At 74.3% G+C, this 1,551-nt stretch carries 1 protein-coding gene and 1 pseudogene; one reads left to right on the top strand and one right to left on the bottom strand.

From position 1 onward, the window contains the following. Nucleotides 1-659, top strand: a 659-nt coding sequence (locus AB0O29_RS35785; protein WP_365160578.1) for a LysR family substrate-binding domain-containing protein, incomplete at its 5' end; no start/stop codon positions are given. A gap of 176 nt (nt 660-835) precedes the next feature. Here AB0O29_RS35785 and AB0O29_RS35780 read toward each other — a convergent pair. Next, nucleotides 836-1,551, bottom strand: a pseudogene (locus tag AB0O29_RS35780) (hypothetical protein); the annotation flags it as partial.

Raw genomic sequence — 1,551 nt, 5'->3', positions numbered from 1 at the left:
GCGCCGCCGACGGAGTGCTGCACGTCGGCTTCACCACCCCGCCGGGCGGGGAACTCGTCCTGCGTGCCGCGCGGGCCCTGCGCGCCACGCACCCCGGGATCGCCGTCGAGGTGTGCGAAGCCCCGTTCACCGACCCGCACGGGCAGTTGCGCGCCGGCTCCTACGACCTGGCGTTCACCGAGTTCCCCGTGCGCGAGGCCGACCTGGTGCAGGGGCTCGCGCTCATCACGGAGGGCCGGGTGCTGGCCGTGGCCCCCGGGAACCCGCTGGCGGCCCTGGCCTCCGCGACCCTGGAGGACCTCGCGAGAACCCCGCTGCTGACCGTCTCCGGAGACCTGCCGGCGTATGCGCGCGAGCACCACGCCCCGACGCGCACCCCGCTCGGGCGGCCGATCGAGCGGGGCCCGGAGGTGCTGAACCTCCAGGAGGCGCTGATGCTGGTCGCGGCGGGAGACGGCGCGCTGCTGACCTCGGCCCACGCCACCACGTACCACGCCCGCCCCGGGATCGCCTACGTCCCGGTCACCGACGCGGAGCCGGCCGGCTTCGGCCTGGTGTGGCGCGCGGGCCAGGACACTGCGGCGGTACGGGCCTTCGCGCGAACGGCGACGGCGGAGGCGGAGGCTGCGCGGACGGCCCGACCCCGGGTGGTGGCCTGAGCGGCCGGCCTTCGGCGCCCGTCACAGCAGTGAGTAGGCGGCTGCTCCGCAGGGCCGCGGTGCGGGGGCGGCCGTCACGGTCTTCCGCGGTGCACGGCCGGTCGAGCAGGCCGGTCCGCGCGACCTTCAGACTGCCGGAGCCGAGGTGTTGGCGTGCCCGGCTCTTCGACGTCACCCTAGCAGCCGGCCTGCTCGGCAGCGTTCCGATGGAGCGGTCGTTCCACCTTGATGATCGTTCCGGCGGGGTAGGAGGGGAACGCGATGCGCCAGAGGCTGTCAGGCTGGCCGTCGACCGTGAGGTGGGTCAGGGTGGTGGACAGGTCCGGCGTGACGTCCAGTACGGCGACGGCGTAGTCGGCACCGGCTCCCTCTTCGGAGCCAACGGTCACAGATTTGGCGCTCCAGCGGCCCGTACCGGCCGTGCTGTCCTGGCTCACCGGTCTGAGCAGGAAGAATTCCTTGTCGACGCGCATGCCGATCCACAGCTGGTGCCCCTGGGCCGGCTGCCCCTGGCCGGAGAGGTCGATGCAGCGGGGAACCGGGCCGTCGGCGGGCTTCTCGATGGTGACCGCGTACTGAGGCGCACCGGCGGTGGGCGTTGCCGGATCCGGTGATGTACCGGGCTCGGACTGGCTCCTGCCGGGTTCTGCCGGGCCGGTGGAGAAGGGGTCCGGTCCGGTGGATCGTGGGGGACGGCTGGGGCCGGACGCGTCGGGTGGGGGCGTGTCGGACTGGCCCTTCGACCGTTCGCCCTGGTTGGCGATGACGAGTACGGCGGCCAGAACCGCCAGCGCCGCCCACTGCGCGGGTGTCCTCCAGCGCCTGAGCCGGTCGGCCCGCAGCGTCGAGCTCGGGGCGGATCCCGCGGGCCGGGGCGAGGTGAGCCGGCTGC

This window comes from Streptomyces sp. NPDC089915 (genome assembly GCF_040684675.1).
In the GTDB taxonomy this organism is placed as follows: Bacteria; Actinomycetota; Actinomycetes; order Streptomycetales; family Streptomycetaceae; genus Streptomyces.
Note: the sequence above shows the minus strand (reverse complement) of the source record. Positions and strands in the feature narration are given on the sequence as shown.